General features: G+C 69.1%; 24 protein-coding genes and 1 pseudogene. 9 read left to right on the top strand and 16 right to left on the bottom strand.

Going from position 1 to position 26,397, the window contains the following annotated elements; all coding sequences use genetic code 11:
- Positions 1-136 precede the first annotated feature (136 nt).
- From QEG98_RS17820 to QEG98_RS17750, 15 genes are all read right to left on the bottom strand, one after another.
- Positions 137-1,708 (bottom strand): TonB family protein, encoded by a 1,572-nt coding sequence (locus QEG98_RS17820; RefSeq protein ID WP_316567483.1) that lies wholly within the window; start codon positions 1,706-1,708, stop codon positions 137-139.
- Positions 1,657-2,160, bottom strand: coding sequence for an FHA domain-containing protein (locus tag QEG98_RS17815; RefSeq protein WP_316567482.1), 504 nt, complete (start codon positions 2,158-2,160; stop codon positions 1,657-1,659). Before QEG98_RS17815 ends, QEG98_RS17820 begins: the two co-directional genes overlap by 52 nt.
- 79 nt (positions 2,161-2,239) lie before the next feature.
- A complete protein-coding gene (locus QEG98_RS17810) occupies positions 2,240-2,524 on the bottom strand; it encodes a hypothetical protein (protein WP_143043159.1) in 285 nt (94 codons plus the stop codon).
- 195 nt (positions 2,525-2,719) lie between these two features.
- The gene (locus tag QEG98_RS17805) at positions 2,720-4,327 is read right to left on the bottom strand and encodes a tetratricopeptide repeat protein (protein ID WP_316567481.1); all 1,608 of its coding nucleotides are present in this window, start codon (positions 4,325-4,327) and stop codon (positions 2,720-2,722) included.
- Positions 4,324-7,932: a tetratricopeptide repeat protein gene (locus QEG98_RS17800; RefSeq protein ID WP_316567480.1), complete on the bottom strand. Its 3,609-nt coding sequence runs from the start codon at positions 7,930-7,932 to the stop codon at positions 4,324-4,326. The genes QEG98_RS17805 and QEG98_RS17800 overlap by 4 nt, the downstream gene beginning before the upstream one ends.
- 214 nt (positions 7,933-8,146) lie before the next feature.
- The gene (locus tag QEG98_RS17795) at positions 8,147-9,685 is read right to left on the bottom strand and encodes a tetratricopeptide repeat protein (RefSeq protein WP_316567479.1); all 1,539 of its coding nucleotides are present in this window, start codon (positions 9,683-9,685) and stop codon (positions 8,147-8,149) included.
- 23 nt (positions 9,686-9,708) lie between these two features.
- The gene (locus tag QEG98_RS17790; protein WP_316567478.1) at positions 9,709-11,037 is read right to left on the bottom strand and encodes an outer membrane beta-barrel domain-containing protein; all 1,329 of its coding nucleotides are present in this window, start codon (positions 11,035-11,037) and stop codon (positions 9,709-9,711) included.
- Positions 11,038-11,049: 12 nt separating this feature from the next.
- The gene (locus QEG98_RS17785; RefSeq protein WP_316567477.1) at positions 11,050-11,871 is read right to left on the bottom strand and encodes an outer membrane beta-barrel domain-containing protein; all 822 of its coding nucleotides are present in this window, start codon (positions 11,869-11,871) and stop codon (positions 11,050-11,052) included.
- Positions 11,872-12,257: 386 nt separating this feature from the next.
- A complete protein-coding gene (rplC, locus tag QEG98_RS17780) occupies positions 12,258-12,932 on the bottom strand; it encodes a 50S ribosomal protein L3 (protein WP_090491314.1) in 675 nt (224 codons plus the stop codon).
- A gap of 146 nt (positions 12,933-13,078) precedes the next feature.
- Positions 13,079-13,849 (bottom strand): hypothetical protein, encoded by a 771-nt coding sequence (locus QEG98_RS17775; protein ID WP_316567476.1) that lies wholly within the window; start codon positions 13,847-13,849, stop codon positions 13,079-13,081.
- A 179-nt stretch (positions 13,850-14,028) separates the two neighbouring features.
- On the bottom strand, positions 14,029-14,388 hold the full coding sequence (locus QEG98_RS17770) for a hypothetical protein (protein ID WP_316567475.1): 360 nt from the start codon (positions 14,386-14,388) through the stop codon (positions 14,029-14,031).
- 58 nt (positions 14,389-14,446) lie between these two features.
- A complete protein-coding gene (locus QEG98_RS17765; RefSeq protein ID WP_316567474.1) occupies positions 14,447-14,890 on the bottom strand; it encodes a HupE/UreJ family protein in 444 nt (147 codons plus the stop codon).
- Positions 14,875-15,510 carry a hypothetical protein gene (locus tag QEG98_RS17760; protein ID WP_316567473.1) on the bottom strand — a complete coding sequence of 212 codons (636 nt, stop codon included), beginning with the start codon at positions 15,508-15,510 and terminating at the stop codon, positions 14,875-14,877. The genes QEG98_RS17765 and QEG98_RS17760 overlap by 16 nt, the downstream gene beginning before the upstream one ends.
- Before the next feature lie 52 nt (positions 15,511-15,562).
- Positions 15,563-16,129: a hypothetical protein gene (locus QEG98_RS17755; protein WP_011553398.1), complete on the bottom strand. Its 567-nt coding sequence runs from the start codon at positions 16,127-16,129 to the stop codon at positions 15,563-15,565.
- Positions 16,126-16,284, bottom strand: a complete 159-nt coding sequence (locus QEG98_RS17750) for a lmo0937 family membrane protein (RefSeq protein ID WP_020478757.1) — start codon at positions 16,282-16,284, stop codon at positions 16,126-16,128. The genes QEG98_RS17755 and QEG98_RS17750 overlap by 4 nt, the downstream gene beginning before the upstream one ends.
- A gap of 303 nt (positions 16,285-16,587) precedes the next feature.
- On the opposite strand from QEG98_RS17750, the gene QEG98_RS17745 reads away from it, so the two are divergent.
- The 9 genes and pseudogenes from QEG98_RS17745 (at position 16,588) to QEG98_RS17705 (ending at position 25,858) form a co-directional block, all read left to right on the top strand.
- Entirely contained in the window at positions 16,588-17,319 is a 732-nt protein-coding gene (locus QEG98_RS17745; RefSeq protein WP_316567472.1) for a lytic transglycosylase domain-containing protein, read from the top strand.
- A gap of 185 nt (positions 17,320-17,504) precedes the next feature.
- Positions 17,505-17,828, top strand: coding sequence for an STAS domain-containing protein (locus tag QEG98_RS17740; RefSeq protein ID WP_090491309.1), 324 nt, complete (start codon positions 17,505-17,507; stop codon positions 17,826-17,828).
- A 95-nt stretch (positions 17,829-17,923) separates the two neighbouring features.
- Positions 17,924-18,902 (top strand): annotated as a pseudogene (locus tag QEG98_RS17735) (AAA family ATPase).
- A complete protein-coding gene (locus QEG98_RS17730; RefSeq protein WP_316567471.1) occupies positions 18,899-19,867 on the top strand; it encodes a DUF58 domain-containing protein in 969 nt (322 codons plus the stop codon). The pseudogene QEG98_RS17735 and the gene QEG98_RS17730 overlap by 4 nt, the downstream one beginning before the upstream one ends.
- A 109-nt stretch (positions 19,868-19,976) precedes the next feature.
- Positions 19,977-20,204 carry a hypothetical protein gene (locus QEG98_RS17725; protein ID WP_316567470.1) on the top strand — a complete coding sequence of 76 codons (228 nt, stop codon included), beginning with the start codon at positions 19,977-19,979 and terminating at the stop codon, positions 20,202-20,204.
- Positions 20,204-21,457 carry a DUF3488 and transglutaminase-like domain-containing protein gene (locus QEG98_RS17720; protein ID WP_316567911.1) on the top strand — a complete coding sequence of 418 codons (1,254 nt, stop codon included), beginning with the start codon at positions 20,204-20,206 and terminating at the stop codon, positions 21,455-21,457. Before QEG98_RS17725 ends, QEG98_RS17720 begins: the two co-directional genes overlap by 1 nt.
- Before the next feature lie 159 nt (positions 21,458-21,616).
- Positions 21,617-21,913: a DUF4129 domain-containing protein gene (locus tag QEG98_RS17715; protein WP_316567469.1), complete on the top strand. Its 297-nt coding sequence runs from the start codon at positions 21,617-21,619 to the stop codon at positions 21,911-21,913.
- Between the two features lie 430 nt (positions 21,914-22,343).
- Complete coding sequence (locus QEG98_RS17710; protein WP_316567468.1) at positions 22,344-23,231, top strand: RNA polymerase factor sigma-32; 888 nt, start codon at positions 22,344-22,346, stop codon at positions 23,229-23,231.
- A 161-nt stretch (positions 23,232-23,392) separates the two neighbouring features.
- Positions 23,393-25,858, top strand: coding sequence for an OPT family oligopeptide transporter (locus QEG98_RS17705; protein WP_316567467.1), 2,466 nt, complete (start codon positions 23,393-23,395; stop codon positions 25,856-25,858).
- A gap of 163 nt (positions 25,859-26,021) precedes the next feature.
- On the opposite strand, the gene QEG98_RS17700 is transcribed toward QEG98_RS17705, so the two are convergent.
- The gene (locus QEG98_RS17700) at positions 26,022-26,357 is read right to left on the bottom strand and encodes a hypothetical protein (protein ID WP_316567466.1); all 336 of its coding nucleotides are present in this window, start codon (positions 26,355-26,357) and stop codon (positions 26,022-26,024) included.
- Between the last annotated feature and the right edge of the window lie 40 nt (positions 26,358-26,397).

Below are 26,397 nucleotides of genomic sequence, written 5' to 3'. Positions count from 1 at the left end.
GTGCCCTCCCAGCGCAACGCGGGAGCGCCGCAGACGTTAATGACGGCCCCCCGGAACCGGCAGTGGGGGAAAAACGAAAGTGGCGTGGACCGTTTCGTCCACGCCACTTGGGTCCTTCACAGGCCTCGACCGCCGCTCACCCTCCCGTGCCTGCGGGCGAGAAGAGCCAGGGGTACGTCACCGACACCACGCCGCCGCCCTTGGGCTCCGGGAACTTCCAGCGGCGGATTCGCGACAGCATGCAGCGCTCCGCCGCGGCGTTGTTCAGCGTCGTCTCGGCGACACTCGCGTCGGACACCGCGCCCGTGGGGTCGATGACGAAGGCCACCGCCACCTTGCCGGCGAGGCTCGGGTCCTTGTTCAGCTCCGACTCGTAGCAGTACTTGATCTCCCCCTGGTGCCGCCGGATGACCTTGGCGATGACGTCCTTGTCCAGGCCGCCCACCACCGTCGTCTTGCCGGGGATGACCTTGGTGATGGACTTGCCACGGCCGCCCAGGTCGATGCCGCCCGACCCGCCCGTGCCACGGCCGGTGCCCTGCGTCCCGAGACCACCGATGCCCAGCGCGGTGCCACCACCGCCGTTGCCCGTGCCACGCGAGCCCACGCCGCCCACGCCCTGCGCGTCACCCATGGCCGCGCCGCCCTTGAGGCCGCCCAGCGCGTCGTTGATGCCGGTGCCGAAGCCGCCGGGACCGAACACGTCCGATGCCCCACCCTTCATGCCCTTGAAGGCGCCCAGTAGGCCGGCCTTGCCCACCGCCTGACGGTCCTTCTCCTTCTTGCTCTTGTCCACCACGGGCGTGCCGGGCTTGGAGGGCGCCGCTTCCTGCTGCTTCGCATCCTCCTTGCCGAACTTGCCTTCCTCGTCCTTCGCCTTGGCGCCCTCTTCCGGCGCGGACAGCTGGAGCTTCTTCGCCTCCAGCCGCTTCTCCGGGGTGATGAGGAACTTCGCCACGCGCTGCTGGGACTCGAAGATGTCCGCGCTCTGCGGCAGCTCCTGGCGCGGCGTCAGCACCATGGCCAGCACCACCGCCAGGCCCGCCAGCATGCAGATGCTGGTGATTTTGAAGAACGTGAAGTCGGAGTCCTTCAGCGACGCGGCGGTGATGACCGGAGACGGCTTCACGTAGCGCGCGACGAAGGACACCGTGCCCAGCGACACCTCCACCCGGTCGTGCAGGCCCAGGGTGAAGCGCTGCTCGGCGCCGTCACCGGCCTGGCCGGAGAGCGCGCCCGCGGCCCGCAGCGCGTCCTTGGTGCGCACGTTGCCCTGGTTGGTGACGAAGGCGCGCGAGCCCGCGGGAGCGCGCACCTCCAGCACATCCTTCTTGCTGACGGCCAGCACGTGGCTCTTGCCCACTGACGGCGCGAAGACGTTGAAGAAGTTCTGCTTCGCCTCACCGATGGTGACGGGCACGCCGTCCTTGAAATGCTGGACCTCCAGCAGGGTGTCGCCCCACAGCAGCGCGACCTGGAGGACGCGCGCCTCGGGCGTGGGCATGGCCTCGGGAGGCAGCGGTTCCTGGAGGTGCGGCGCCACCGTCCGCCGCGGCGTGGTTGTGTTCGCCGCATTCGGCGTGGGCGTCCGCGCCGTGGAGGGCGTCGTGCGAGGCTGGAGCCCCGGAGGCGTCTGCCGGGGCGGCTCGACCGGCATCACACCGGGAGAGGCCACCCGCTCCACGCGGTTGCCCAGCGCCGTGGACACCGGCGCATGGGCGGCGGCGTGGGAACCAGTTTCGGCAGGTCCGCGCGCGTCTGCGTCTGCAGCTGCATGCCACGCGGCGGCGCCGGTGGCGTGGCCACCGGCCCCTGGAACACCGGCCCCGCCACCCGCGCACCCGCGGGAAGTGGACGCTCGGGCCGGGTCGCTCCGAAGAGGACCTCCACCCGGCTGCCGCCCACCATCAACACATCCCCGGGGTTGAGCGCCGTGGGGAGGACGAGCCGCTGTCCCCGCACCTCCGTGCCACCCTCACTGCCCAGGTCGATGGCCGTGACCGAGCCATCCTTGTCCACCTTCAGCATCACATGGAGATTCGAGACCCGCGGGTCCTGAATCTTCACTGCCGCCTGAGCGCCCGACCCCACAATGACGCTCTCGGCCTCCGACACGGCTTCCGCCGTGGAGCCATCCGGCCCGGTGATCCGAAGCGTCAAGCCGTTGTTCTTCGCCGCCGCCATGAGGATTTTCCCTCTTCCCTTCCGCCCTTAGAACGACTGCCGCCGCCCGCTGCCGCTAGAGGTTGTCGACTGACTTCTGTAGCTCTGGATCGAAGTTGTCCCGGACCTTGATGAGGCTCTGGAAGTCCGTCTTCTTCCGGTGGAGGACGTACGAGCCCTCAGGCTTCGTGAGCTCGCCTTCCACCGCGACATCCGTGAAGTCGATGACCGTCTTCTTCCGGAAGACGGTGCGGTCCTCCTCCTGGACGACCTTCACCGTGTCTCTCGGCTCCTGTGACATCGCCACCGAGGGTGCCGCCCACAGGCCCAGCACCACCACCGCTGATACCAGTCGCCTCATGCTCAACCTCCCAATGCACAGCGCGATCCAACCTCAAGTCCTTGAATCCAGAGGAGCCCGCCTGCTCATCCGGGTACTGCTGCCTGGAGAGGGGAAAAAAGTTCCGTCCCTCTTCGTCAAAACTCCAGCCTGCCTGTCCAACCCAGCCCCGCCCACTGTGCGAGCGACGAGCGCCGCGCCCCCAGGGAAGCCGCTTCACTTGCCCGCGGGCGTACCTTCCCCAGCGGGAGCAATCGGCGCCCCACTGCCACTGGAGGCATCACCCTGCGAAGCATCGTCCGGAGTGGGCTCGGAACCCGAGCCCCCCGTGGCGTCATCCTCTGGCGTCGTGCCAGTGCCTTGCTCGGGCTGGGTGGCCGCGCCACCGGTCGCGCCGTCCGCGGGCATCGCATCCGTGCCCTGCCCAGGCTGGGCGCCCGCGCCGCCCGTGGCATCGCCTGCCGGCGCCACATCCGAGCCCTGTCCAGGCGCCACGCCCTCGGCGCCCTGCGAGGGCTGCGCACCACCGCCGCCAATGGCCTCATCCGCTGGAGCGCCACCCTCTTCGCCTTCCGCGGTGGCGGGCGCGGCCTCGGGCGGTGGGGCCTTGAGCATGTTCTGCAGGCCCTGGACCTTGGCGGTGATCATCTGCTTGTCATTGTCGGTCGTCGTCTCCAGGCCCTTGCAGCGGTCGAGGAACGCGATGGCCTTCTGCCAGCCCGCGCGGTCCGACGCATACGCCCAGCCCGCGCCGCACACGGCCTCCGGCAGGTCCGAGCGCGTGGCCAGCACCTTCTCGAACGCCTCGCCCGCGGCCGTGCCCTTCTTCGGGTCGCGCCCCTTCTGCCCGTCCAGCGCCCAGGCCAGGTACAGCGTCGCGTCCGGCGAACCCGGCTCCAGCTCCACGGCCTTGCCGAAGGAGCGCTCGGCGCCCACGTAGTCGCGGTAGCTCAGCGCCAGGGCGCCCAGGTTGAGGTAGCCCGGGGTGAACTTCGCATCCAGGGAGATGGCCTTCTGGAACTGCACCAGCGCGCGCGCCCGGTCGTCCAGCTTCAGGTAGACCATGCCCAGCAGGTTGTAGAGCGCCGGGTCGTTCTCCGAGTGCTTGCGCGCGTTGCCGGCCAGCAGCTCCGCCAGCCGGTACTTCTCCCGTGCGTAGGCCACGTGCGCCAGGTTCTTGTACGCCCCCGGGTTGTCCTTGTTGCGCACCAGCACGCGGCGCGCGGCGGCCTCGGACTCGTCCAGCTTTCCGGCGACGCGATAGGTGACGGACAGGCTGTTGAGCAGCGACGCGTCGTACTCGCGCCCCGGCGTCTTCAGCGCCCGCTGGAACAACGCGATGGCTTCGTCCAACCGCCCCTGCTCCCGGTACATGACGCCCAGGTTGACCACCGCGGGCACGTGCGCCGGGTCCAGCAGGAGGACCTTCTCGTAGGCCACGCGCGCGTCATCCGGACGGCCCTGGCGCTCCGCGATGACGCCCAGGTTGAACTGCGCGTTGAGGCTCTGCGGCAGTTCGTCCACCACCGCCTCGAAGCCCTTGCGCGCGCCGTCCAGGTCCCCTGCTTCATAGGACTGGAGCGCCGCCGCGAAGGCGGACTGCGCGCTGCCGGACTTCTGCGCGGGAGGCGGCACCGGCTTCTGCTCGGGCGCGGGCTGCTGCGCCGCGGGCGGCGTCACCTCCGGCGCGGTGGTCTGCTTCTTCTGAGGCCCCGAGGCGCACGCCGCCGTAAAGGCCAGCGAGCCGACGAGGAGCGAACGGAACCAGGTCATCTGCGTCTTCCCCGCCCCAACCTGAAAGGAATCGATGCGAAACGGCTTCATCGCAGCACCTCCCCGCGCGCCGCCGTGGGTGCCTGCGCCTCGTCATCCGAGGGCTTCGAGGAATCCTCCGGGACCGGCGTCGTCGCGGTGGCGCCTTCCAGCACGCGCACCAGGTCCGAGCGGACGAGTGTGTCGCTGCCGCGGTAGTTCACCTGTCGCACCTGCGCGTAGGCCCCCGGACGCAGGCGGTTCACCTGGTCCTGCGCGGCCAGGGTCCACGGGCTGTAGACGCCCAGCTCGTAGGCCTTCTCCAGCGCCTTCTCCAGGGCCTCGGCGGCCTTGTCCTCCAGCGGCAACGCCAGGTTCTCCAGCTCGCTGCGGTACATGGCGAGCTGCTCCTCATCGAGCCCGGATGGGTCCGGCGAGTCCATGATGTTGCGCGCGAAGTCGGCATAGGCCAGGCCGATGCGCGTGAGCGCCGCGATGCCCCAGTCACCGGAGCCGGTGGACAGGACGGCGAGGTACTCCTTCTCCAGCCGCTGGATCTCCTTCTGCTTCGCCGCCAGGTCCCGTCGGATGGTGCTCACCCGCGAGAAGCGGATGCCCACGTAGCGCTTCCACGCCGGCTCCAGCGACAGGAAGCGCGCATGGCCGTAGGCATTGAGCACCGCCGCGTCCTTGCGAGCGCTCTCCGGCAGCCGGTTCCACGCCCGCACCAGCTCGCCCTGCACGCGCTCCTGCTCGCGTACGTTCTTCAGCTGCTCGTACGCCAGCAGCTCGTGGTAGCGCGCCTGGTACACCTGCGCGGAGCTGGAGCGCGAGTCACGGCCGTACGTCTCCGCGAAGGCGCCGAACGCCCGGGCCGCCTCGCTCCACTTCTTCTCCTTCTCCCACGCGAGCGCCGCCGCGAAGGCCACCTGCGGCACGTCCTTGCGGTCCTTGAAGCGGGAGACATACGTGTTGTAGGCGGCCACGGCCTTCTGCGGTTCACCCGCGCCCTCCCACCAGACGCCCGCATTGAACTGCGCGTCCGCCAGCCAGCCGCCGGCCTCCTCCAGCAGCGCCTTGCGCTCGGCGGCCTTCCGCTCACGCTTGGACTCCGCGTCCTCGGCGCCCGGCGCGACATTCGCCTTGGCGGCCGTCTTGGTCGCCTTGCGCTTGCCGTTGGCATCGTCCGCCTTCATCGCGGCGTCGTAGCTGGCCACGAAGGACTCCGCCATGACGGCTGCCTTCCGGTACTCAGCGACCTTCTCGTAGAGGCCCGCCAGCGAGTAACGCGCCTTCAGCTCGAAGGGGCTGCGCGGGTACTCCTTGAGGAAGCGCTCACCCGCGGCCAGTCCCTTGTCGATTTCGCCCGCCTCCTGCGCGATGACCATCGCGTAGGTGAGCGCACGGTCCGCGTTCTCTGACTTGGGGAAGTCGGACACGAAGCGGAGGAACTCCTCGGCGGCCTTCTTCGGGTTCTTCTCCTTCTTGTAGACGACCTCGTCCACCCACTTGTACTGGCTGCCTTCGACGACGCGGCTGACGCGCACGGCGAAGTCCGTTCCGGGCTTGGCCAGCTTCTTGTTCTCCAGGAACTTCTTCGACAGCGTGTTCAGCTCGAGCCACTCCTCGCGGCTCTCCAGCACGTACATGGTGAGGTCGGCCGCGTCGCGCGAGCGGCGCTCCTCGGGGAACTTCTCGATGATTTCGCCGAAGCGCCGGGCCGCGTCCACGAAGTGGCTGCGGTCATAGAGGATGACGGCGGCCTGGTAGCGCAGGTCGATTTCGTCCTGCGTGTTCGGATACAGCTTCACGTAGACGTCGCACGCGGCGACCAGCCGGTCCTCGAACTTCGTGAGCGCCTCTTCCTCGCGGTCCTTCGCGTCGCGCTTGACGATCTTCTGCTTGGCGACGTCGCCCTTGTCCTTCTTCTCGTCGACCTTCTGGCCGTCACGCAGGTCGCTCCTGGCGAGCTGGCCGCGCTCGATCTTCACCAGCTTGTCGTAGGCGAGGATGGCGTTGTACCCAGCGCTCTTGCGGTACGTCTCGTTGGAGACCTCGCGCGCGGTGTCGCGGTCCGGAATCTTGAAGGCCACCACGGCGTCGTACTCGGCCGCGGCCGCTTCCCACTCCTCCAGGGCCCAGAGGATTTCCGCGTAGAAGAAGCGGAGGTTGAAGGCGGAGTCCGCCACGAAGTCCGGGTTCGCGTTGGAGGCGAACGCGTCCACGTACTGCTTGTAGATGTCACGCGCCAGCCGGTAGGTCTCCACCTGGCGCGTCTTCTGCGCCTCCTGGTGGTACTCGGTGACCATGACGCGCATGGCCTCTTCGGTGACGTTGAAGGCGTTGCGGAGGACGGTCGTCTTGCCCTCGTTGGCCTTCCACCACTCGCCACCGGGGCTGTAGAGGTCCACCATCCGCTTCATTTCCTTGCGGACCAGCTGGCGCTGGCGGAGCCCCTCGTGGGCGCGGACGATGGCCTGCTGGTACTCCGGCGCGCTGGCGCCCATGGGCTCGTCGTCCACGAGCGTGCGGTACGTGAGGATGGCGCTGTCGAAGTGGCCCGCGTCCACCAGGCCCGCGGCCGTCTTGGCCAGCAGGCGGCCCACGCGCTGCGCCGGCGCCTTCGCCTTGAAGTAGGCGATGGCTTCCTTCGGCTGGTCCAGCTGGACGTAGAAGACGGTCAGGTCGTTGAGCGCCTCGGTGCGCAGGTCACCCAGCTCGGGGCTCTTCGCCGCGTAGTCCACCACCTCGTGGAGCTTCTTCAGCCCCAGCTCGTAGTCGCCGGTGTTGTAGTCGCACCAGGACAGCTTGTAGACGGCGTAGCCGTAGATTTTCGGCACGCCCGAGTCCCGCGCCTTCTCATAGTTCTCCTTGGCGGGGATGAGCTTGTTGTTCTCGAAGTAGTGGTTGCCGAGCTGGATGTACGCGTCCGGCACGAACTGCGACTTCGGGAAGTCGCGGATCAACTCCTCGTAGCGGGCCACCGCGTCCTCGCGGCGCCCCAGCTCGTAGTAGTTGTACCCCATGGAGAAGAGGACCTCGTCGCGCTGCGGATAGTCCGGGTACGCGCGGAGGATGTCCTCGTAGATGCCCATCGTTTCGGTGCGGTAGCGCTCGCTGTCCGCGTGATTCTTCTTGGGCGGCTCCACCTTCTCGCCGCGCGCCACGGCCGCGTCGTATTCCTTCTCCGCCGCGAGGAAGCGCGTCATCTCCAGCTGGTAGAGGTACTTGGACTTCTCCCAGTAGAGCTCCGACAGGCGGTAGAGCATCTCCGCCTTCTGCGGATTGCCGTCCCGCAGCTTGGGGATGAGGCGCTTGAAGGCGGCGATGGCCTCGTCGCGCTTCTTGTCCGCCAGCGCGTCCCGCTTGGCGTCCGGGATGCGGGGCAGCTCCGCGAACTTCGCCGACGCGGGCTGAACGCGCGCCGGCCCCTGCCGCACATCCTCCGGCGCAACCCCCGGCGGCGGAGCCTTCTCCTCTGCCTTGCGGTCGACCTGGGCCTTCGCGGACTTCTTCTTCCCGCCCGCCTTGCTGGACGCACCGGAGGTCTTCGACGCGGACGCCGCGGCGGGCTTCTTCCCCCCCTTGCGGGCCTGCGTTTCCGCCGCCTCTCCCACCCCGCCAGTGATGAGCACCGCGCCCACCGCCAGCGCACCGAAACGAAGAACCACCTTCATGCGAGCTCCTGCCGTGAAGCCGACCCGGCATGCGGGCAATCCAGCACCCACTGACGAGGGACGACGGAAAGTAGATGCGCACTTCTGGATTGAGAAGTGGCGGTGGAACGGTGCTTGCGCACTGTCAACAACGACAGAGGGGCCGCTTCCACGCAGTGTCGCGTGGAGCCGGCCCCTCAAGGTACGTGCATGCGTGACGGCGGCGCTCGTGAACCTACGGCTGCTGTTCAGCGGTCTTCGCCGGGCAGCCACGCTTCAGCGTGTATTGGTAATAACCAATCTCGTCGATCCAGAACTCGCCCTGGAACTTCCAGTAGTTCCAGGCCGCGCCCGGCATCTTCGGGCGATACAGCGACTGCCGCGTCAGCAGCGCCTTCTGGTCCACCCCGGCCTGCAGCAAATCCTTCTCGTCCAATGCCGTCTGCACGCGGATGATTTCCGCCTGGTCGGAGAAGGTCCGCAGATTGTCCGCTGCCTCACGGATGCGGCTCTGCGCCAACGTGCCGCCCACCTGAAGCAGCGTCCCGCGCACCTCCTCGAGCGACGCGGTGGACTGGGCCGCCAGCGGCGTGCCACGCCAGCGTCCGTTCGTCAGCGCACGCTTCTCGTTGTCCACGCGCTCCAGCATCCGCATCACCTCGCGAATGCGCTCGTTGTTGCGCAGCCACAGGTATACCGGACGCGGCAACCGGCGGTTCTCCGCCGCCACCAGATTGAAGGACTGCACCAGCGGCACGTCCTCCCCGGTGAAAGGCTCCAGTTGCCGCTCCATGGGCCCGTAGATTTCGTCGAAGGCCGCCAGCGTCGTCTTCACCTCGTCGTAGAGGCACGAGTAGTAATAGACGGTCGCCTTGAGAATCCACGACTCGGGCTGGAAGGCCCCGGCGAACTGCGGCGCATGCAGCGCCTGGAGGCTGCCGAGCGCCCCGCCGAAGTCCTCGTTCTGAAAGCGCGCGAAGCCGTTCTCGAAGAGGGCCTGGTCCCAGTAGCGCGAGTAGCGTGGCACCCGCTCATAAGCGGCGCTGGCGTCGGTGTACTCACCGCGGCGGTAGTGGAGCCGACCCAGGGCGATGAGCGCCAGGTGCTGCGTGGCGCGCAAGTCCAGCTGCCCCTCCTTCGCGGCCAGCACCGCGTTGAAGGCGGCCAGCGCGTCCTTGTCCAACACGGAGGCCTCGCCGGGACGGCCCGGGAAGCGCGGGTCCGCCAGCACCACGCCGAGCAGGTAGCGAGACTTCGCATACACGCGGCTGTCCTGGGGGACCGCCTCCAGCAGCGAGCGCGCTTCCTCGAAGCGGCTCTTGCGCTGGCTCACCGTGCCAACCAGGTAGTTGATGCGCGCGAGCACTTCCTTGGGCAGCGTCACCCAGCGGTCGCGCACCTCGTCGGTATAGGCTTGGTTGAGGATGCTGGGGATGAGGTTGTGCTCATCCAGTTGCTGCTGCATGTCCACTAGTCCCTCCACCGCCTTGAGATACGAGGGGTGCGAGGGTCCGGCATTGACGATGGCCGCATAGGCGATGAAGGCGGCCACGGGCAGGCCCTTCTGGGCCAGGGCCTGTCCGAGGAAGTACTCCGCCTTGCCCTTCACCTCCGCGTCGGAGGCGCTCTCCGCGAGTTCGAAGAAGAGGGGCGCGGCGGTGTCCATGTCACCGGCGTTGAAGGCGGCCAGCGCGCGGTTGTAGCCACCCGAATCAGGCTGGGCGGACACCGCGAGCGGCGCCAGGGCGACGAAGAGACTGAGCAGTCGTTTCATGGCGGTTCGGGCCTTCCTGAGCATCAGAAGAGGACAGAGAAGCCGGCGTAGAAGCTCACGTTGTTGAGGACGTCCGAGGACGGCTCGGCCACCAGGTCCCGGCCCAGGATGATGTCCTCGCGGTAGTTCTTCTTCGTCTTCGGGTCGACGCCGTCGAACTTCTCGTAGCGGCAGCTCCCGCTCAGGTTCAGCGAGGCGAAGGCCTGGTTGGTGGAACGCGCCGCTTCGAGCGCCTCGAAGTCCGCCAGGTTGCAGCCGTCCACCCGGTCCACGCGCGCGGTGTAGATGAGGTCCCGCACCTCCACGCGCAGCGCGTACGACTCGCCGAACTGGAGCCGGAAGCCGCCACCCACCGAGCCCATGAACTTGGTGCCCGTGTCACCGAAGCGCGCGGGCACCTGGAACGACTCGCCCTCCACATCGTTCGTCACGGCGGGGCGGATGAGGTGGCGCGTGGAGCCGATGCCCGCGCCGCCACTGAGCACCACGCTGAACTGCGCGAGCGAGTTGTTGAGGAAGGCGAACTTGCCGTAGAGCGGCGTCACCTCCACGCCCGCGTGGGCGCCCCACACCAGGAGCAGCGACGAGGCCGCCTGCGCCTGCTCACGGACCTTGTCGATGAGCTCCAGGTTGAAGTCGCTCTCGTTCGAGTACCAGTTGTACTGGCCCATCACCTGGAGGGCGAAGTTCTCCTGCAGGTGGTAGGTGTAGTGCGCCGCCGTGCCCGCGTGGCGGGTGTACTTCCCGTTCACCTGCACCGCGGCCGGGTACACCGTCAGCTCGTGACGGCCCTCGTCCGCGAAGCGCTTCTTCTGGACGATGTGCACCGACACGTTGGGGTTGTAGAGCGGCGCTCCGTTCACCAGCCGCTGCTGCTGCGCATCCGTGGTGCGCGGCGCATCGGAGCCCAGGTCGGACGCCAGCACCGGCGCATCATCGGGAACCGGCGGCGCCTCCTGCCCGGCCATGTCTGTCGTCGCGGGAGCGGAGTCCGTCTCCACGGTGGGCGCGGGCTCGGCGGCGGGCACCGGCGCGGTGTCGTCAACACGGGAAGGCTCGCTCACGGGCACCTCGTCGGTGCCCTGCGCCGGGGCCGCGTTGGGGCGGACACCCGCAGGCGGCGCGGACGCTTCCGTGGCTTCGTCGGGCACCAGCGGCTCAGGCCGGGATGCGGGCCCGACAGGGGCCTCCGGGAGCGACTGGGGCTGCGTGGACGGTGGCGGCACGGACGTCTCCGCACCGGGCGCGGGCACTTGCTGAACCTGCGCCAACGCGAAGGCCGGAGCCGGGACGCGTGGCGCGGCCTGCGTGGCCGTGGCAACAAGGAGCGCGAGGGACAGGAACGGTCGCATAGTCAGGTGGACCTAGAAGGAGAAGGTGTAGCCAAGGTCGAACTGCATCAGGTGCGTGAGGCCAGGGCTGCGCGCGGGCTCACCCGTCGCCTGCCCCGCCTCCCACGCATCGCGCTCCAGGTTGACGCGGTAGTTGTCCCGGAAGACCCAGTCGCGCAGCTCCAGGCGCACGCCGTGCGTATCCAGGATGAAGAAGCGGAAGCCCACCGCCGCCGACACCACCGGGGCGACCCTCGACTCATTCACCCAGAAGTTCTGGGTGGCCGACCCGCGATCATCCACCGACGTGCGGTTGTCGCAGATGCCCAGCTCGCGGTTCACCACCTGCGTGCACTGGATCACGGAGTTGCGCTTGAACGATGCGAGGCCCCCGCCCCCCCAGACGTAGGTCTGGAAGTGGACCGGCAGGTCCGACAGCAGGCTGAGCTTTCCGTAGATGGGCGCCCAGCGGACACCTGCCACCCCGTGCAGGTTCATCTGCCAGAGGTCTTCCAGTTCGTCGGTGACGCGCTTGTCCTCGCGGTTGAGGAAGCTCTCGGAGATGGAGCGCGCCAGGCCCGTGTGACGGCTGGCCGCGTAGCCGGCCCGAGCCTCCACCGCGAAGGTGTTGAAGAGGTTGTAGGCCACCCCGGCGTTGAAGACGTAGTGCGCCGTCAGGTGTGTCTGGAGCGGCAGCCCGACCCCGAAGGACAGCTCCAACTTGCCGCCCGGCTCGTACAGCCGGTTGCGGACGACGACGTTGTCCAGGACGTTCTCGTCGTCCTGTGCCGCGGCAACCGGCGCCGCCAGCGAGACGGCCAACGAAGCAAAGGCGCAGAGCGTGCGTGCGATCATAATCCTGCCCGGCCCGTGAGGTGGGCCGCCATGAGCGGGAGTGCAAGGAACTCCCCGAGCCACGGAGTCCGCGTCACCTGACGCTCAGACTCCTCCGTGGGGCCTGGATGTGCGCACGGCTTCCACGACCGACAAGCCGAGGTGGCCTGGAGTCGGAATTCTTTTCACGGTCGTCCCCACCGGACGCCCACCGGTCAACGTTTCCGGGGCATCCCACGGCACGGGACGTGATGAAGCAGGCAGCCGGGTCGTCACGCGGGGCAGACACCTGCCCACCCGCGGAAACCGCACGCACCCTGCCCCGCAAGACAAACGCCCCGCCCGGATGCCCGACGAATCGGGCCCGGAAGCGGGGCGCTTCAAGCGTTCAGACGCTCAGCAGCGAACTACGCGCCGCGCGCGGCCTTGTGCTGCGCGCGCATGGCCGCCTTGATGCTGGGGCGGATGTAGACGACGCCGTTGTTGTGGCCGGCGACGGCACCCTTCACGAGCACCAGGCCCTTCTCCACGTCCACGTCCACCACGGTCAGGTTCTGGGTGGTGACCTGATCCACGCCGTAGTGACCGGGCATCTTCTTGTTCGGGTACACGCGGCCCGGCGTCTTACGCTGACCGATGGCGCCCGGGTGACGCTGGTACTCGTGCGTACCGTGCGTCTTCGTCTGCGAGCCCTTGAAGTTCCAGCGGCGCATGACGCCGGAGAAACCGCGGCCCTTGGTGATGCCGGTCACGTCGACCAGCTCGCCCTTGGCGAACATGTCCGCCTTGACGGCGTCACCCACGTTGAAGGAGGCAGCCTCCTCCGGCGTGACGCGGAATTCCTTCAGGTGGCGGCGGTAAGGCGCGTTGGCCTTCTTGAAGAAGCCGCGCTCGGCCAGGTTGAGAATCTTCTCGCGGATCTCACCAAAGCCCAGAGTCACCGCGGAGTAGCTGTCCTTCTCCGGGGTGCGCTTGCCAACGACCTGGCAGGTGCCCACGTCGATCACCGTGACCGGGACGAGGTTGCCCTCATCGTTGAACACCTGGGTCATGCCGATCTTCTTGCCAATCAGACCCTTCACGTCGTCCTCACTGCCAGCGCGCTGGTGGCGCGGAAAAACCCAATAAGTTCAATGACCTGGACTGCACGCGTCCCCGCGGTCGCCAGGAAGCGGCGCAATGTAGCAGACAGGTCTCCGCCGTCAAGCACTACGGGCGGGTGCCTCTCTCACTGCGCGCGATCCAACCGCGGGTAGAACGGTGCGAGCTGCGCATCGTTGATGCGCTGTGCATACACGTCTTCGCCCAGGAGGAACAGTGCTTGATCCAGATAATCCTCCGCCGCCTGGACCTGTTCCTCCTTGGCGGCGATGGCCTGGTCGAGCTCCGCCATGCGGTGCTCGTGGTCGAGCTTCCGCTCCTCCGCCTCGTCCTCCATCTCCAGCATGCGCTTGTGCGCCAGGATGCCGGCCGCGCCGGGCTGACCGGGCACGGGCGTGAGGGCGGTGGCCAGGCTGGACTCCAGATCCTCCAGTTGCCGACCGAGCCGCATCTGCTGGAGCCGGTTCTTCTTGAGGTTGCCGCGGGCCAGTTCGATCTTGTCGGGCGGCTCGCCGGTCAGCTCCATGTCGCTGATCTTCTCCTCGAGCTTGACCAGACCATCCTCGGCGTAGCGCTGTTCGGCCTTGCGAGACGCGAGCGTCTTGCGCAGCTCCTTCACCTTGCCGTCGATGGCGTCCACCGCCTTCTTCCACTTCTTGACGATGACGGCGTGCTTCGCCCGCTCCTCGCCCTGCTCGGCGAGAAAGTCCGAATACGCCGCGTCCTCGTCGTTCATCTCCTGCTCGAGCGCCGCCAGTTCATCCCGGCGCGCCACCACCGCCTCTTCGGCGCGGTAGACGCGGTCCATGGAACGGGGACAGGTGGGCTTGCCCGGCAACCTGTCCCGAGCCAGATCGCCCAGCTGGAAGATGAGGTCGTTGTAGCTCTCCTTCGCCATGAACGGATTTCTACGCCCAATGCACGGTAACTGTCACCGGCAGAGCGAGAAACCCATGTCATTCCCTCATGAGTCACCTGGGGCGGCGCTGGCCGGCGCGTCGGCGTGGACCACGGGCCCCAGGGCCCCTTCGGCCAGGGACAGCAGCTCCCGGGAGCGGTCCTGCTCCTCGGTGCGATTCAGCTCGCAGACCCACGCGGAGGAGAGATCCGCCTGCTGACGGGCCAGCTCCGCGGTCGTCTCATAGCGGGCGGCCGACGCGCGGGCGAAGGCCCCTCGCGGCGCAGTTCCAGCAACGTATCCGAATCCAGCTCGATGTCCTCGGGAGGAACCGGCAGTGGACCTCGGCCCAGCGCGGCCAGCCGTGCGAGCAATCGCGACGCGTGAGCCCGGCAGAACGCGGCCAACACCATCAGCCGTGCCCGGACCCTCGCATCCGCGATTCGCTCCGCCAGCGCCGTCATCCGCCGGGCGGAGACGACCTCCGCCTCCCACGCGGCGGCCAGCGCCGCGGCCAACCGGGTATGCCTCGCACCCATTGACGTCCCCCTGTTCCCTACCTTCAAGTCGCCAACGTAGGAACGCCGAGCGCGGGATTCAACCGAGGGCGCGTTCAACCATCCAGTACCCACCAGCCGCGAGGATTCCGATGGACAGTCCCCTCACGGCCCTCGTGTGCAAAGCCGGACGGCGCTGGACCATGCGGAGGATGGGCAGCAACACCGCCACCACCACCGCCTGGCCCAATTCCACGCCGACGTTGAAGCCCAGCAGCGCCGTCACCACGGACTCGCCCAGGCCGTAGCCGGCCAGCACGCCCGCGAAGCCGAAGCCGTGGAGCAGCCCGAAGAGGAAGGTGACGAGCACCCGGTGCCGGTGCTCGCGCAGCACCAGGTTCTCCACCGCCACATAGATGATGGACGCGGCGATGGCGGCCTCCACCCACCGGGCCTGGACTCCGTCCAACACCACCCAGCCCAGCGCGGCGGCCCCCAGCGTGAGCGAGTGCGCCACCGTGAAGGACGTCACCAGCAGCAACACCCGCCTCCAGCCGCCCCCACCAGCAGCACGGCCAGCAGGAAGGCCAGGTGGTCCACGCCCTCGAAGATGTGGCGCACGCCCAGGCCCACCCAGCCCGCGAAGCGGCTCAGCAGCGGCGTGCCGCGTCCGCCTTCCGGGACGTCCACTTCCGGCCGCGTGGCATCCGCGAACACGGCGCCTGGAACCTCCCCTTCCCTCACACTGCCCAGGATCACCCGGTACTCCGGCGGCAGCCGCGTCAGCAGCAGGAAGCGCTGGCGCATTCCACCCGGCGGGCACGTGAAGGTGGCGGACAGCTCCACGAAGGCCTGCCTCGGCGCCGCGGCGTGCGCGGTCCGCACGCACGGCAAGGCTCCGGAAGCCAGCGGCATCGCATCCCAGATGCCCGTGGCGATGGCGTCACGCCGCGCGTCCAGTCCACTCCGCGTGAGGAGCGAGCCCCCATCCGCGTCGCCCAGGAGCAAGGCCAGCGTCTCCGGCGTCATCGTCAGAATCTGACGGACCTCAGGCGCTTCGGGCCGGGCGCGGTGCGCTTCAATATAGAGGATGTCGGCGTCGTGCGCGGCGGCGGCGCCCGCGGCCAGGAGCAGGCACGCGAGCATGGCCCGGGGGAGACCCACGTCATGTCCCCTCCAGCCTGCCGTCACCGCCCGCCCGCGTCCACCCCGGGCGCTACTCCGAGACGAAGCGCAGCTCCACCTGCTGGCGGCCGCTCATCGGATCATGCCGCGCGCCGCAGGAGAAGCAGTGGAGTGCCTGGTCCCACTCCCAGATGACCTTCACCTCTTCGCCACAGCAGAGCATGGGCATGACGCGCAGCAGCTCGTCCGGCTCTGGCTCCATGGGGCCCGGCAGGGCCTCCGGCTCCACCGCCACGAACGTCGGCCTGGGGTTGACGGACAGCGTGCGCGCCACGTGCGCCAGCTGCTCGTACCGCACGTGGTTGGCCCAGCCGCGCGCCACGGCCTCCAGGTGCCCCTGCTGGGCGGGCGTGAGAAAGGCGTCCGCTTCCGCACGGTAGCCGCAGTACGGGCAGCCCCAGACGGGAATGCCCTCCACGCACTCGTGGGCGTTCTCGAAGGGGTAGAAGCCCAGGAGCTTGTGCAGGACCGCGCGCGAGTCCATGGGCCCCGGACGCGTCTTGAAGGGCCGCTGACACTCCGGGCACTCGCGGCGCGTGAAGCCCACGGAGTCCCGGGGCAGCTCCACTCCCGTCACCTCGGGCGCCCCGCGCCTCACGCCGAGGCCGCCCGGCGGCCCTGAGACACCACCGCCAGCAGGAGCGCCACCATCGCGAACAGCAGCAGCAGATGGACCCAGTAACCCTCGGTGGAGCCGGTGGTCAGCCCCAGCCCCCACAACACCAACAGGATGATTCCCATCGTCCAGTACACGCCGCACCTCCCCACGCACCACAGCCTGGCGCGGGCAAACCTAGGAACAGGAACCCGGACGGGCAACCCGGTCCTTTTCACAGTCTCCCGTTGGGAACGGCACTTCCCCACCCGGGCATTTTTTCAGCGCCACCGGGGAATCCCGCGCGCCAGCAACGGCAAATTCGTTGGCGCTCTTAAGGAGAAACACGCCACGTGCGACCTCTGGCACGCGGGCTGCTTAGGCGTTGCTCCGTCGGCAGGTCAGTACATCCGTAGGAGTGCACGGGGCGCGAGCGGCACTGCGGCGCCGGGAGGGGTGGGATGAGGGGCTGGACGGTGGCGGTGGCGGCTTGGATGGTGGGGACGGGGGCGGTCGCGTTTCCGGTGCAGGTGCCGGAAGGCGCCCAGGGCGAGGGGCTGGAGGTGACGGAGCTGCGCGCGAAGCTGGCCGAGCGCGACGCCGAGCTGAAGGCGACCCTGGCGAAGCTGCACCTCTACGAGGATGAGGCCCACTACGCCGAGGCCGAGGCCCTGGGCATCACGGAGATGGTGAAGGCCTCTGGCCTCCCCGCCCGGCAGCAGCGCCGGCTGGCGGTGGCTATCGTCCGGGAGGCGGCTCGCAACAACATCGACCCGCTCCTGGTGGTGGCGGTGATCCGCTGCGAGAGCTCCTTCAACAACTACGCGGTGTCCCACGTCGGGGCCATGGGCCTGATGCAGGTGATGCCGGACACCGGCACCTGGCTGGCGGACAAGGCCGGCCTGCGGCTGGGCCGCGCCAGCAACCTCTTCGACTCGGAGACCAACGTGGAGCTGGGGACCGCGTACCTGGCGGACCTCATCCAGCGCTTCGGCACCGTGGAGAAGGCCCTGGTCGCCTACAACGCCGGCCCCGGGCTGGCCCGCCGCATCCTGGCCAAGAAGGAAGCGCGCACGAAGTTCATGGCCGGCTACCCCGCCAAGGTCGTGAAGGAATTCCGCAAGCTGAAGGCCGCTCAGGAGAAGCAGCTCACGCTGCGAGAGGCCCAGAAGACGAATGGCCAGAAGAGCTGAGCGCTGAGCAACAAGCCTTGCGACGGCTGCACGACAGTCGCGAGAAAGTTGCAATGTGGGGGGTAACCAAACCCGCGGACCATGTGCACTGTGCGCCGGGCGGGAGAACCCCACGGGTCCTCCGTGGAAGGACTGGAGCGATGACGCTCCAACCCAGGCTCCGCGCCAACTTGGAGAGCACAGCAATGTCGGGGCTACAGATCCACCGTGAGGAGTCCGCAGGTTCCGTGACGCTGCGGCTGGAAGGCACGCTGGACGGCAAGACGGCGGAAGAGGTCCGGACCTCTCTGAGCGCCCTGAGTGGGTGTGAGGTCGTCCTGGACTTCACCCACCTGCGGGAGTTCAAGGACAGCGCCGTGGGCGTCCTGACGCGAGGCCTGGTGGAGCGCCCCGTCCAGCTGCGCGGCCTGGCCACCCACCACGAGCGGATGTTCCGGTACTTCGGTGTGGGCACAGGGACGTCGCCGCGCCCTGCCTACTACACGCCCGAGGATGTCTTCCTGGCGTAGGCGCTTCGCCGCCTCGGGAGGGAGGGAGCGTCCGCGCCGCAAGCCCGGACGCGAAGCGTGTTGGCAATCGAGGGAGTCGGCTACAGTGGCGGCAGATGAACCAGCCTGCCCGCGCCCTCTCCCCGGTGCCTTCCCCCGCAAACGCGCGCTCGGCGATGGAACGCATCGCCACCCAGCTGGGCCGCGCGGTGCAGGGAAAATCCTCCCAACTCCAGTTCGTGGTGACGTCCCTGGTCGCCGGCGGCCATGTGCTGCTGGAGGACGTCCCGGGCGTGGGCAAGACGACGCTCGCCGAGGCCCTGGCCAAGGCTTGTGGCCTGAGCTTCGCCCGCGTCCAGTTCACCGCGGACCTGATGCCCGCCGACGTGCTGGGCGCCCAGGTCTTCCACGCGCAGACGGCCACCTTCCAGTTCCGCCCCGGTCCCCTCTTCCGGCAGCTGGTGCTGGCGGATGAGCTGAACCGCGCCCCGCCGCGCACCCAGTCCGCGCTGCTGGAGGCCATGGCCCAGGGCGGTCTCCCTGGACGGCGCCACGCACGCGCTGCCCGCGCCCTTCACGGTGGTGGCCACGCAGAACCCGGTGGACTTCTCCGGCACCTACCCGCTGCCGGACTCGCAGCTGGACCGCTTCATGGTGCGCATGTCCCTGGGCCACCCGACGCCAGAGGTGGAGGCCGGGCTGCTCGTCACCCGCGACGGCACGCCGCCCCTGGACGCGGTGGAGACCGTCTCCGAGCCCGAGGAGCTGGCGTCCCTGCGCTCGTTCGCCGCGGCGCTGAGGCTGGACGCATCGGTCGCGGACTACGTGGTGCGGCTGGCCACGGCCACACGCTCGCATGGCGACCTGGAGCGAGGCGCCTCCACTCGCGCGGTGCTCGCGCTGGGCGCGGCCGCACGGGCCCACGCGCTGTGGGACGCCCGGGACTTCGCCACGCCCGGTGACGTCCGCGCGGTGCTGGTGCCCTGTTGGGCCCACCGCATCATGCTGCGCAGCGCCGTGCAGGGCTTGACCGCGCGCGACGAGGCGGCGCACCTGCTGGAGGAGATTGCCCGAAAGGTCCCGGCGCCCCGGTGAAGCCCCGGCTGCCGTCATGGTGGGCCCGGGTTCGCTCGCGGCTCCGCCCGCCGCGCACCCTCAAGGTGACGCGCATCGGACGCACCTATCTGGTGGTGACGTTCGGCGTGGGCCTGGGCGCGCTCAACACCGGCAACAACCTCCTCTACCTGCTGCTGGGCCTGCTGCTGAGCATGGTGGTGGTGTCGGGCGTCCTGTCCGAGCGCTGCCTGCGCTACCTGTCGGTGCGGCGCGTGGGCGCGGACGCGGCCTTCGCCCAGGAGCCCTTCGCCTTCCGGTGGGCCATCTCCCGCGGCCAGGGCCACGCCTTCGCCCTCACGCTGTCGGAGGCGGACTCGCCGCTCACCGGCGCGGGCGGCGTGGGTTACCTGCCCGCGGGCGTGGACCACGTCGTGCGAGCGGACCTCACCGCGCCCCAGCGCGGGCCCGTGCTGCTCACGGGCGTGCGTGTCACCACCACCTGGCCGCTGGGGCTGTTCGCCAAGACGCGCACCTTTCCGCTGGAGAGCACGCTGCTCATCTACCCGCGGCGGACCTACGCCTGTCAGGACCCGGGCGCGCCGGAGCAAGGCCCCGTGGGCGACGCGGGCAACCCCCGCCGCAATGACGGCAACGGAGACCTGAGCGGCCTGCGCGAGCTGGCGCCGGGAGAGGACGCCCGGCGCATCCACTGGATGAAGAGCGCCTCCGCCGGGAAGCTGCTGCGGGTGGAGCGCGAGCACGAGGAGCGGCGCACCTTCGTGCTGACGGTGGCGGACGGGCTCGACGCGGAGGCGCTCGAGCGCCGCTGCGAGGAAGTGGCCGCCTTGGCCCACCGGCTCATCGAGGAAGGTCACGAGGTGGGCCTGGACACGCCGGAGGAGCGCATCCGGCCCGCCGCGGGCACGGCCCAGGAGCGGCGCCTGCTGCGGGCGCTGGCGTGGCTGGGGTACGAGCGCCCGCGCGGTGGCGAGGAGGCGGCATGAGGAAGGGCACGCGGCTGAGGCTGGTGCTGCGAGACCTGGGCTCCGGGTCCGCCTTCGCCTCCATGGCGGTGTCGGGCCAGCTCCCCTCTGGTCGCTGGTCCTCTACGGCGTGGCCCTGGTGGTCGCGCTGGCGGGGCGGCGCCCCTTCGCCAACCGGGTGAAGCTCACCGCGCTGCTGCTGCTGGCCGTGGCGCTGACGCTGGGCACGAACGTGCTCGCGGGCTCGCTCAACCTGGTGGTGGCGGCCTGTGCCTTCGCCGGCCTCATCTCCGCGCAGCGCCTGCTGTCCACGCCGGACGCGGCCACCGATGGCCGGTCCACCTGTCCGGCCTGTTGATGGTGGCGGGCGGCGCGGCGCTCTCCGGCGAGCTCGTCTACGGCCTCTTCCTGATTGTCTTCGGCGTGCTGGCCAGCATCGCCCTGGCGCTGGGCGTGGTGGAGTCCGCGGTCCCCGAAGGCGAGCCGGTGCCGGTGCGCGCGGTGATGGGCCCGCTGGCCATGGGCGTGGGCTTCGCCGTGGTGGGCGCCGTGGCCTTCTTCATCCTCTTCCCCCGCCTCAACTGGAACATGATTGGCCCCGGCGCCTCGCCCGGCCTGGGCGTGGCCACCGCGGGCTTCTCCAACACCGTGCGCCTGGGCGGCGCGGGCACCATCAAGGGCAACCCGCGCATCGTGCTGCGCGCCACCCTGACCCCGGACCCGGAGAAGGAAACGCTCGACGCGTACTGGGTGGGCCGCACCTATGACGTCTTCGACGGCATGGAGTGGTCCAACGCGCGCGCCACCAGCCACGGCTCCGAGTTCATGACGACGCTGCGTCCGGGCCAGGAGAACCTGGTCCACCAGCACGTGGAGCTGATGCCCGCGTACGGCGCGCGCACACTGGTGGCGCTGGAGACGCCCTCGCGACTGGGCAACGCCGTGGCCAACACGCAGGTGGGCTCCCGGCGCACGCAAATCCACGAACTGGGCGGCGGCGAGGTGCGCTTCCGCGACTCCGGCATCTCGTATTCATATGAGGCCTACAGCCTCCCGCCCGGCGCCAGCGGCGACGACGTCCAGGACCTGCCCCCGGAGGAGCAGGATGCCCTGCTGTCGCTACCGGAGGGGCTGGACGTCCGCGTCGGCCAGACGGCCGCACGGGTGCTGAATGGCGAACGCGACCCGCTGGCCGCCGCGCGGAAGCTGTCCGCGTGGCTGCAACGCGAGTACAGCTACACGCTGGAGTTGAGCGGCGACGTGCCGGACCCGGTCGCCGACTTCCTCTTCCAGCGCAAGCAGGGACACTGCGAGCACTTCGCCACCGCGCTCACGTTGATGCTGCGCACCCAGGGCATGCGGGCGCGGCTGGCCACCGGCTTCTTCGGCGGCGAGCGCGTGACGGGGGCTACGTGGTCCGCGCGGGTGATGCGCATGCCTGGACGCACGTGCTGGTGCCGGGGCGCGGCTTCATCACCGTGGACGCGACGCCGCCGGCCCACCGCGCGAGCCAGTCCCCTCGCCTGCTGGAGCAGCTCATCAACTTCTATGAAGTCGTGGAGTCGCAGTGGCGTGACGTCGTCCTGGACTACAACTTCCGCGATCAGCTGACCGTCGTCCGCTCGCTCACTCGCTCGCGCGAGGTCCCGAAGAAGGACGAGCCGCCCAGCCGCACGCCGCCCCCGGGCCTTTGGTGCCGCGCTGCTCGCGGCCGCCGCGGCCTATACCGCCTGGCGGCTGCTGACGCAGTTCCAGTCGCGCGAGCGGCCGTTGGCGGCCACGCGCTTCGCGGACGCGGTGGAGGCGCAGCTCGCCTCCGCGCGAATCACACGCGTCGACGGTGAGACACTGGAAGCACTGGACGCTCGGCTCGCCCGGGAGCGGCACCCGCTGTCCCCCGCCCTGACGCCCGTCACCCGGCGCTACCTGGAAGCCCGCTTTGGCGGTCGCCCGCTCCAGCAGGGAGAGGCGACGCGGCTGCTGACGGACTTGAGACGCGCTGTTCTCACGGAGTCCCAGCGCGTCGCCAGCGAGGGCACTCGCCCGCCCCAAGCGCGCGCTTCCTGACACCCGGACCTCGGTCCTCGCGCCTGGCCGCCGGCCGCCCACCGCGCGTGCCGGCGGCCCGGGTGTGTCAGCGGCCCGGGGCGTCGTTACGCCTTTTCCCGCGGGCGGCCACGTCGTGTGACGGGCATCGCTCCAATGGCCGCGCCCTCACTGGGAGCACGGCCCTGCGCAGCCCCCGGGAGGCTTGAATGCGAACAGTTCTGAAGCTCCTACAGCTAGCGCATCCGGCGATTCATGCCGGTGCGACGTAACGGTTACAGGATTGCGGCGCTGTACGCGCCGCTGGAGCACGCCAACCCCTCGCAGACATTGGGAATGGCCCTTCGGGGCAGGTTGGCATTTCTGTTGCTCAAGATCCCTTCGTCACGTCGTCAGACGAAATCCATCCATCCCGGCCTCACCGCGAGGCCCACCGGCGGAGAAATCATTCATGCAGGCATCCACCGAGCAGTCGTCCAACTCCGGCTCCCTGGCGATGTACCTCTCGGAGATCAACCACTACTCCCTCCTCAAGGTGGAGGAGGAGCAGGAGCTCGCGCGCCGCTTCCTCAAGGGCGACCTGGCGGCCGGGCACCGGATGGTGACCGCCAACCTGCGCTTCGTGGTGAAGGTCGCCTATGAGTACCGCTCGTACGGCATCAAGATGTCGGACCTCATCCAGGAGGGGAACATCGGCCTGATGAAGGCCGTGCAGAAGTTCGATCCGGACAAGGGCATCCGCCTCATCTCCTACGCGGTGTGGTGGATTCGCGCGTACATCCAGAACTACATCCTCAAGAGCTGGTCGCTCGTGAAGCTGGGGACCACCCAGGCGCAGCGGAAGCTGTTCTTCAGTCTGGCCCGCACACGCCGCGAGCTGGAGAAGTTTGGCAGCGGTGACGCCGCGGTGAACGTGGATGACATCGCCCGCCGGCTCCACGTGAAGCCGGGCGAGGTGCGGGAGATGGAGCAGCGCATGGGTGGCCGTGACCTGTCGCTGGACGCGCCCATGGGGGAGGACGGCGGCAACAGCCACGTGGACTTCGTGGTGAGCGCCGCGGCCGCGCAGGACGACGAGTTCGCGGACAAGGAGGAGGCAGGCCTCATCAACGCCCGCGTCCGTACCGCGCTGATGCGCCTGGACCCGCGTGAGCGCTTCATCATCGAGCAACGCGTCATGAACGAGCGCCCCATGACGCTCAAGGAGCTGGGGGAGCACTTCGGCTTCTCGCGCGAGCGCGCCCGCCAGTTGGAGATTCGCGCCAAGGACAAGCTCAAGTCGGAGCTGGCCGCGCTCATGGCCGAGGTGGACCCCGAGGCCATCGCCGCCCAGCAGTGAGCCGGGATTGACCCAGCCTGTTGCCCCAGCATTCCGGGGCTGGCCCGCTCCGAAGCGCCTCTGCCCTACCGGCGGAGGCGCTTGTCATTTGAGGGCGTTGTTTCACGGCCAGCCGGGGGCCTGCTAGAAGGAGTCGGTTTCCCTTCGAAGGAGCCCCCCGCTTGGCCCACGGTTCGCCGCCAATCTCCGAGGATCGCGTCCCGGTCGCGCAGACACTCGCGAAAGTCGCCCATACCCCGTACGTCCCCCCCGACAAGTCTCCGGCGGAGATGACGATTCGAGCCCTGGTGCTCGGCTCGGTGCTGGGCATCGTGTTCGCCGCCTCGTCCGTGTACCTGGCCATCAAGGTGGGCCTCACGGTCTCCGCGTCCATTCCCGTCGCGGTGCTCTCCATCGCCATCTTCCGGGCCCTGGGCAACTCCAGCATCCTGGAGAACACCATCGTCCAGACGACGGGCTCGGCCGGTGAGTCGCTCGCCTTCGGTGTGGCCGCCGCGCTCCCCGCCCTGCTGCTGCTGGGCTACGACATCAGCCTCACCCACGCCTTCCTCACGGCGGCGCTGGGCGGCGTGCTCGGCGTGCTGATGATGATTCCGCTGCGCCAGGGCCTCATCGTCCAGGAGCACGGCAGGCTGCCCTACCCGGAGGGCACCGCCAGCGCGGACGTGCTCATCGTCGGCGAGCAGGGCGGCACCAACGCCCGCACCGTCATCACCGGATTCATCGTGGGCGGTGTCTACAAGCTCGCCTACTCCGGCATGAAGCTGTTCCGCGAGGTGCTGAGCACGCCGCTGCAGGGGCTCAAGAGCGCGACCGTCTCCACCGAGGTGAGCCCGGAGCTGCTGGGCGTGGGCTACATCATCGGCCCCCGCGTGGCGGCCATCACCTTCGCCGGTGGTGTGCTGAGCTACCTCATCCTCATCCCGGCCATCTCGTTCTTCGGCAGCGGGCTGGAGACGCCGCTGCTGATGCACAACGGCCAGCTCATCCGGGACATGTCGCCGGACCAGATTCGCAATGCGTACGTGCTCTACATCGGCGCGGGCGCCGTGGCGACGGGCGGTCTCATCAGCCTCATCCGCTCGCTGCCCACCATCGTCGGGGCCTTCAAGCGCAGCCTGGAGTCGCTGAAGGCGTCGCGGGGTCAGGGCGCCATGCCGCAGCTGCTGCGCACGGAGCAGGACCTGCCCATCACCGTGGTGCTGGGTGGCAGCGCGCTGCTGGTGCTGGCCATCTGGCTGGCGCCGCCGCTGGAGGTGAACTTCATCTCCGCCATCCTCATCGTCATCTTCGGCTTCTTCTTCGTCACGGTGAGCGCGCGCATCACCGGTGAGATTGGCAGTTCGTCCAACCCCATCTCCGGCATGGTGGTGGCCACGCTGCTCATCACCTGCCTCGTGTACCTGCTCATGGGCTGGACGTCGTCCGAGGACCGCTTCATGGCCCTCACCACGGCGGCCATCGTCGGCATCGCCGCGTCCAACGGCGGCACCACCGCGCAGGACCTCAAGACGGCTTTCCTGGTGGGCGGTACGCCCCGGCGCCAGCAGTTGGCGCTGTTCGTCGGTGTGCTCACCAGCGCGATGTTCATCGGCCTGGTGCTGGTGACGCTCAACCGCGGCGCCACCGTCACCATCCCCGAGCCCCACCCGGGCGTGAAGGTGACGGAGTTCTCCAATGAGACGCGCGTCCAGCACACCTTCTCCTGGGCCGTCTCCGCTGACGCGATGGCGGCCCGCGGCCTGGACGAGGCGGCGCTGCGCAAGGCCGTCTGGGCGCAGGGCTACGAGCTGAACACGCAGAGCGGCGCGATGGAGCTGCGCAGCTGGCGCGACGTGTCCTCGCAGGACCTGGGCGCGGTGACGCTCAACGTCTCCAGCGGCGCCCCCATCAAGGTAGCGGACCTGGGCGCCGTCACGGACGGCCCGGAGCGCACCTACAAGGAAGGCTTCGTGCGCGGCGCGGACACGCCGGTGCCCGCGGGCAAGTACCTGCTCGATGAGTCCGACACCATCCAGTACGTGGTGGACCCGGGCATCGGCGGCCGTGTCAGCGTCTATGAAGGCCAGCAGCTGACGCGCTACGCGGCGCCCAAGGCGCAGCTGTTCTCGCTCATCATCGACGGCATCCTCACCCAGAAGCTGCCGTGGGACCTGGTGCTCCTGGGCGTGTTCATCGCGCTGATGCTGGAGCTGTGCGGCGTGTCCTCCCTGCCCTTCGCGGTGGGCGTGTACCTGCCCATCAGCAGCAGCGCGCCGCTCTTCGTGGGTGGCATGGTGCGCTACTTCGTGGACCGCATCCGCGGCGGCGAGTCCGACTTCTCGCCGGGCACCCTGCTCTCCTCCGGCTTCATCGCCGGTGGCTCCATCGCGGGCGTGCTCATCGCCTTCCTGGAAATCGCCACCGACGGAGCAGGCACCCGCGCGCTGAACCTGCCGGCCCTGCTGGGCAACCAGGGCGGCCTGGGCGGCTTCCTCAACATGGTGGGCGAGAGCGAACACGCCCACCCGCTGTGGTCCAACCTCTGGGGCCTGCTCTTCTTCGCCGGCCTGACGCTGTTCCTGCTGCGCTCCGCCCTCAAGGGCCAGAGCGCCGCCATGTCCCCGCCGCCGCAGAAGGAGGCGTAGGCCACGTGCCCGGGCCTCCTCCTGGAGGTCGGGTGAAACACTGCTGAGACACCTGGGGCGGCGAGGAGCAATCCTCGCCGCCCCGCTCATTTCCAGGGCGGGTGCGGCGTGCCTCCTGAAATCCCGTCCAGGAGGCGGCGGGCACCCACCCGGGCCGTCTCGCTCAGAGCGGCGAGTGGGAGGACGGCACGGGCTCGGGCCGCACGGGGCCAGCGGCCTCCGCGGCCTCCGCGCACACGTACTCCGTGCGCAACGGCGCGACGATGCCGAAGGTCGCCGCGTAGAGGATGGGGCTCCACCACGGCCAATACACGTCCACGCGGGAGAAGCCGTGCTGGCACTCCGGCGCCACCACGTTCGAGGTCGTCAGCCCGGCGACCAGGCTCACGCCGGTCTGCTCTTCGGGCGCTCCTCCGCGCGGCGCTCCGGAACGGAGGCTCATCCGGAAACACCCCGTCAACGAAACCAGCAGCAGCGAGCACGTCAGCAATCGCGCCATGGACGTCACCCCGTTCCGGCGGATGACGCATTTGGCAACA

Source organism: Myxococcus sp. MxC21-1 (assembly GCF_032612255.1).
GTDB classification, from domain to species: domain Bacteria; phylum Myxococcota; class Myxococcia; order Myxococcales; family Myxococcaceae; genus Myxococcus; species Myxococcus virescens.
Note: the sequence above shows the minus strand (reverse complement) of the source record. Positions and strands in the feature narration are given on the sequence as shown.